Genomic DNA, 6,020 nt, shown 5'->3' on the forward strand with positions numbered 1-6,020 from the left:
TGGACCTTAGCTCTCTTGGTGACACGAAGTTGCGTTGCGGGCGCTGGTGCTTGTCGCTATAATCCAGACTCGTTTTGCGCGATCCGTTCAGCCGTCGTCACATGGGTGGTCTGCCCGGCAGGCGGCGACTCTGGTGGACACGGTTGTTGATGCCCGTGGTTCCGTGAGGAGGCGGTATGGCGACTTGCCCCGAATGCGAGTTCGAGATCGACGTCGACGAATTGGATGTCGACAAGGGTGACACCCTGGAGTGCGACAACTGCGGCACGGCCCTGGAGGTCGTCAGCCTCAACCCGATCGTACTCGAAGATGTCGCCGAGGACGAAGACGAAGACGACGAGGACGAAGACGAGGACGACGAAGAGGAAGAGGAAGACGAGGACTTGGACGAGTGACCACCGCAGGGCTCGATCGACAGCAGGCGGAATCGGGCGTCGCCCGGTTCCTCGAGAAGGAGGCGCACCTGAGGGCGAGGCTCAGTTCACTGGGCTCGGTCGTGGTGGCATTTAGCGGCGGCACCGACAGCGCCTACCTGGCCTATGCGGCCTCGTCTATGCTTGGCGACCGCGCGCTTTGCGTGACTGCCGACAGCGCCAGTTACCCATCGCGGCACCGGAAGATCGCCACCGACCTTGCCGCGCAGTTCAACCTCATGCACGAGTTCATCGTCACCGCCGAGATCGACAATCCCGACTACCGCGCCAACGCGCCGGATCGGTGCTACCACTGCAAGCACGAACTGTTCACCCACCTGACGAGACTGGCTCGCGAGCGGGGGTTTGCCGCCGTGCTCGACGGCGCCAACGCCGACGATCGCGGTGACTACCGACCGGGTCGGCAGGCCGCGCGGGAAATGGGCGTGCTGAGCCCGCTCGATGAAGCCGATTTGACCAAGGACGAGATCCGGGAGTTGTCAAGGCGCGCGGGACTGCCGACGTGGAACCAACCCGCGTCCGCGTGTCTGTCGTCCCGCATTCCGTACCATTCCGAGGTCACCCCGGAGAAACTCCGCACGATTGAACGGGCGGAGGAGGTGCTGCGCTCGCTTGGCTTCAGGATTTACCGGGTACGGCATCACGACAACCTGGCACGTGTCGAACTCGGCCCAGACGAGATGATGCGGGCCCTGGATCCGGCCGTGCGCGAGGTGCTCGTGCGCGACATCAAGGCAGCCGGGTACCAGTACGTCGCGCTCGACCTCCAGGGCTACCGGATGGGCAGCCTCAACGAAGGCATCCTGCTGAAATCAGTGTGACCAGTCCCGTGACCGATCTGCTCCCTTCTGTCCGGCGCGGAAGCCGCGCGTGGTGGATGGCGGCCGCGCTGGCGGCGCTGTTTCTGGTCGGCCACCTGCCGTTTCTCGCGTCGACCCTCGAGGACGTTGATTCGGCGAATTTCGCCCTGGGTCTCCGCGATTTCGATCCCGGGCGTCATCGCCCCCACCCGCCTGGCTACCCGATCTACATCGCTCTGGCGAAAGCGGCAGCGACCGTGATGAGCGAGCCGCACGCGCTGGCCATCTGGGGCGTGTTGTGTGGCGCACTGGCGGCATTCGCGTTGCTGCGCCTCTTCGCCTGTCTCGAGGTGATCGACGGTGGGGCTTCGGGCCCGGCGAACCGTCGTGGCACGTTCTGGGAATCGTGGCTGACCGCGCCTGTCGCCGCCACGCTTGTCACGATGACGGCGCCGCTGGTCTGGATGACGGCATCGCGTCCGATGAGCGACGCGTTGGGCTTTGCCGCCTCGCTCGGGGCCCAGGCACTGCTCGTGACGGCGCTGGTCCAGCAGTCGCGCATGCGGGATGTGGCCACAGGCCAGATCGACACGGTGGCCGCCACGCAATCGGGCCGGCTGATTCTGTTCGGGGCGTTCGCCTGCGCGCTCTCGATCGGCGTGCGATCACAAGCCACGTGGCTGACTGTCCCGCTGCTGGTCGCCGTGATCGTGAGCCGGCGCCGGCGTCAAGCCGCCGCGGCGCTTATCGGTGCCACGGTGTGGTTTACCGGCGGCATCCTGCTGTGGCTCGTGCCGCTCGTCCTGGCGAGCGGAGGCCCGTCGAAGTACCTGGCCGCGTTTGCCAGACAGGCGGGCGAAGACTGGTCAGGTGTCGACCTGCTCGTGAGGCATCCGACGCCGAGGAAACTCGCATTCGCGCTCTACGAGACGTTTGTGCTGCACTGGGCCGAGGTCGGGTGGCTGATGATCGCCGCCGCGACGGTCGGCACGGTGGTGATGCTCCTGCGCCGCCGCCGTGGGCTGCTCGTCCTGCTGCTGACCTTTGCGCCGTACGGCATCTTCCACCTGGGATTCCAGGAGACATTCACGACACGCTACGCCTTGCCGCTGGTGCCGCCGGTGGCGTACCTGGCGGTGAGAGGCCTGCTCCTGCTGGGGCGTGTGGCCGGTCGCGGCGCGATCGTGGTTCTGGCGTGCATCTCGCTGGTGTTGACGGCCCAGGTGACGGCCAGCTATTCCCGCGTCGGCAGTCCGACGACGCGCGCGCTGGCTGACCTGACGCTGGAATCATCGAAGATACCCGGCGTGATGCTGGGGATGCACCATGCGTTCACCAGGGCTGTCGAGGCTGGTGGGCCAGAGAAGCCCGCGTGGCAGTTGCTGCCCGCGCCGCCGAAACACGAGTGGCTGTCGCTGGTGAGCGCGTGGACCACTGGCGATTCACGCTCCGTCTGGTTCCTGGCGGATCCCAGTCGCACAGACCTTGCGTTGATCGATCCTCAGGCCCAAACGATCCAGGGCGATTACGTCTGGCCATTCTCGACTCCGATTTACCTCGGCGGCATCAGGCCCGACCAACTGCAGTGGGTGGTGATTCGCCAGCCGGGGTGGTTTGCGGGAGAGGGCTGGCGTCTGACGCCCGAAACCGCGGGCGTGGCCCGCGCGGATCGGCGCGGACTCGAATATGAGCCGCTGGTCGCGTGGGTCAAGAGGCGCGCCGAGACGACAACGATGATGATCGGCGGACGCCACCTCGGCCTGGGCGCCGGACCATCCGCGCGCGTTGATGTGACGATCGATGGCCGCGAGGTCGATACGTGGACGGTCGCGCCGGCCAACGATTTCTTCCTCAGATTCGTCTCGTTGCCAGGGGGCTCGCTTGCCGGCGATGCGCGGTACGCCAGGCTCGAGGTCCAGGCCCGAGAGATCGATGGGACTGCCCGTACCGGGATTGTCGCCATCGATCAGTTCGATCTGCAGGAACCGCCCGCCGTCATGAGAGGGTACGGTGCCGGCTGGAACGAACCCGAGTACAACCCCACGACCGGACAGTCGTGGCGATGGGCGAGTGAGCACGCCGCGCTGCGCACGACCACGGTGGATCGCGATCTCGACCTGCAAGTCACGGGCGAGTCGCCGATGAAGTACTTCACCAGGCCGTCCCGGGTGGTCATCAGAGTGGGCAGCCAGTCACTCTTCAGCAACGGCGTGGCTGCCGACTTCGCCTGGTCGATCCGGGTTCCGGCCTCGGCCCTCCGTCAATCGGGTGGACTCATCACGATTGAAAGCGACCAGTCGTTCCGACCGGCCGATCGCGGCCAGAACGCCGACAAGCGCTCGCTGGCCTTGAGAATCTACTCGGCCACGCTCAAACCGGCTTCCGGGCCAGGCATAGCAGCGAGCTCCCGAACGGTAACGACATCACCCGCTGCACCCGCGCCTCAGCGCTGAGCGCCGCGCTCAGGATCGCGTTGACGGGAGCCGGCGGAACGGAGATTTCACCAAGCGCGTCTTCTTCGGCCGCCAACCCTACGAGGCGCTGCGCCAGCCGCACAGTCAACGTGATCGGAAAGAGCGCTGTATTTGTGTAGCTCAACCGTTCAACCACGAAGCCAGCCTGCTCGAGCAGTGCGCGCAGGCTCGAGCGACTGTAGCGTCTCAGTTCGGCCGACAGGACCGAGTGGTTCCCTTTCAGGATGTCCATGGCCGCGACGTTGACGACGAGCGAACCGCCCGGCTTGAGCACGCGCCACATCTCGCCCACTGCGGCCTGTTCGACGGCGGTCTCCAGGCAGTAGAGCACATCGAACGACGTGACGATGTCAAAGGTCTCCGCGGCGAAGGGCACATGGGCGACGCTGGCTCGCGCCACGCGATCGAGACCACGGCTTCGCGCGATGGTCAGACCCGACCACGTCAGATCAAACCCCCACGCGCTGCCGTATCCCTCCAGGAGCCTGAGATTGCTGCCGGTGCCGCATCCACAGTCGAGGAGCCTCAGCCCTGGCCGATCGTCGGCCGCCTGCTTCAGCAGTGGCGTGACGAACTGCCGGAATCCACGAAACCAGAAATGGTCGCGTTCGGCGCGCGACGTCGCTTCGAGCAGTCGATCCACGCGAGCATTGTACTGTGCGGCCTGAAGCAAGCGATGGGATGTATCGTCTGCGTCACACGCGCGGCCGCACGAGCGTTTGACAGCGCGCCCGGAAAGCCGTAGATTCCAGTGGAGAATTGTGCGGCAGGCGGCTTGTCCACGACGGCCGGCATGCGCGCATGACCAGCCCCCGATAACAACAAGGAGAGAGCCTGATGACCCGCTTTGTCCGGATCCTCGTGCTCGCGGTTGCCTGCGCGGCAGTCGGAGCGTCGGTCTCGTGTTCGAAGAAGGCCCCGGTGACAACGCCAGTGCCGCCGCCACCGCCGCCACCTGTCACACCACCCCCGCCACCTCCACCGCCGCCGCCGCCACCCCCGCCACCACCGCCGGCGCCCAAGCTGCTGACGGAGGACGAGCTATTCGCCCGCAAGAGCCTCGCCGATCTCAACGCGGAGAAGCCTCTGCAGGACGTGTTCTTCGATTACGACAAGGCGGTCCTACGTGACGAGACCCGCGCCGCGATGCAGAAGAACGCCGAGTGGCTCAGGCGCTGGACAGGTACCAAGATCCTGATCGAGGGACATTGCGATGCGCGCGGCACCAGCGAGTACAACATGGCGCTCGGCGAGCGCCGGGCGGCAGCTGTCCGCGACTACATGACCAGCCTCGGCTTCGCGGCCGATCGCGTGATGGTCGTGAGCAAGGGGAAGGAAGCGCCCTTCTGCACCGAGGAGAACGAAGGTTGCTGGTCGCAGAACCGCCGCGGCCACTTCATTATCTCGGCGAAGTAACGCCAGTCTCTCTCGCCAGTGCCTCCGCGGCCGCGAGCGGATCTGGCGCGGCGATGATCGGCCGGCCCACCACGATGAAGCTGGCGCCGGCGGTGATCGCCGCGCCAGCCGTCATCGTCCTGGCCTGATCATCGCGCTTCCGGCCCGCCTCGTCAGAGGTGGATGCCCGGATGCCAGGCGTGACAAGCACGAACTGGTCTCCCCGGGCCGCACGCAAGCGTGCCACTTCGTGCGGCGATGCCACCACGCCATCCAGTCCCGCCTCCTGCGCGAGCCAAGCCAGCGCGTCGACCTGTTCGATGATCGGCCGCTGGATTCCAATCGACTCAATCGTGTTCTGATCGAAGCTCGTCAGGATGGTGATGGCAATGACAAGCGGGGGTGTCACCCCGGCGGCCTCAGCGCTCGCGCGGGCAGACTCGCGCGCGGCCTTCATCATCGCGAGGCCTCCGCTGGCGTGAACGTCGATCATCCAGGCGCCGAGCTTGGCTGCCTCGGCGGCCGCCCCAGCCACCGTGTTCGGGATGTCGTGGTACTTCAAGTCGAGAAAGACCCGGTGACCGCGTTCGGTGAGGCGGCGGACGATATCCGGCCCGGCTGCCGTGAACAACTGGCTGCCCACCTTCACGGCGCCAACCGCGCCCCGCAGTTGGTCAGCCAGGGCGAGGGCCTTTGCCGCGCTGTCCACATCCAGCGCCACGATGATGGGATTGCGAGCCGTCATGTCAGCAGCGTCTCCAGGTATCGGGATTCATTTCTAACGAGGCCATGCCTCAGACCTTCGAGCATGTCTGGAGCGGAGGGTCTCGTCGCACGGTCTGAGGCAGGCCTCGTTAGAGAATTAGGGGAGCTCCCAGGCACCGGGAGGGGTTGATTCCTCCGCCGAAGTATTAGAC

6 protein-coding genes are annotated in these 6,020 nt (G+C 65.9%); 4 read left to right on the forward strand and 2 right to left on the reverse strand.

Annotation, left to right across the window (positions count from 1 at the left end):
- The first annotated feature begins 176 nt into the window (after positions 1 to 176).
- The 3 genes from NT151_03170 to NT151_03180 are packed head-to-tail and all read left to right on the forward strand — an operon-like array spanning position 177 to position 3,687.
- Complete coding sequence (locus NT151_03170; protein ID MCX6537928.1) at positions 177 to 395, forward strand: hypothetical protein; 219 nt, start codon at positions 177 to 179, stop codon at positions 393 to 395.
- Positions 392 to 1,255, forward strand: a complete 864-nt coding sequence (larE, locus tag NT151_03175; GenBank protein MCX6537929.1) for an ATP-dependent sacrificial sulfur transferase LarE — start codon at positions 392 to 394, stop codon at positions 1,253 to 1,255. The genes NT151_03170 and larE overlap by 4 nt, the downstream gene beginning before the upstream one ends.
- The gene (locus NT151_03180) at positions 1,252 to 3,687 is read left to right on the forward strand and encodes a DUF2723 domain-containing protein (protein MCX6537930.1); all 2,436 of its coding nucleotides are present in this window, start codon (positions 1,252 to 1,254) and stop codon (positions 3,685 to 3,687) included. The genes larE and NT151_03180 overlap by 4 nt, the downstream gene beginning before the upstream one ends.
- Here NT151_03180 and NT151_03185 read toward each other — a convergent pair.
- Positions 3,605 to 4,351 (reverse strand): methyltransferase domain-containing protein, encoded by a 747-nt coding sequence (locus tag NT151_03185; protein ID MCX6537931.1) that lies wholly within the window; start codon positions 4,349 to 4,351, stop codon positions 3,605 to 3,607. The genes NT151_03180 and NT151_03185 overlap by 83 nt on opposite strands.
- A gap of 194 nt (positions 4,352 to 4,545) precedes the next feature.
- Between NT151_03185 and NT151_03190 the strand changes: the two genes are divergently transcribed.
- The gene (locus NT151_03190; protein MCX6537932.1) at positions 4,546 to 5,124 is read left to right on the forward strand and encodes an OmpA family protein; all 579 of its coding nucleotides are present in this window, start codon (positions 4,546 to 4,548) and stop codon (positions 5,122 to 5,124) included.
- Here NT151_03190 and pyrF read toward each other — a convergent pair.
- A complete protein-coding gene (gene pyrF / locus NT151_03195; protein MCX6537933.1) occupies positions 5,108 to 5,848 on the reverse strand; it encodes an orotidine-5'-phosphate decarboxylase in 741 nt (246 codons plus the stop codon). The genes NT151_03190 and pyrF overlap by 17 nt on opposite strands.
- Positions 5,849 to 6,020 lie beyond the last annotated feature (172 nt).

The sequence above is a fragment of the Acidobacteriota bacterium genome, from assembly GCA_026393675.1.
Lineage (GTDB): Bacteria > Acidobacteriota > Vicinamibacteria > Vicinamibacterales > JAKQTR01 > JBAXOX01.

Excerpts from the sequence above, each read along its gene's own strand:
- NT151_03170 (MCX6537928.1), top strand. The coding sequence starts at position 177 with ATGGCGACTTGCCCCGAATGCGAGTTCGAGATCGACGTCGACGAATTG.
- NT151_03190 (MCX6537932.1), top strand. The coding sequence starts at position 4,546 with ATGACCCGCTTTGTCCGGATCCTCGTGCTCGCGGTTGCCTGCGCGGCA.
- pyrF (MCX6537933.1), bottom strand. The coding sequence starts at position 5,848 with ATGACGGCTCGCAATCCCATCATCGTGGCGCTGGATGTGGACAGCGCG.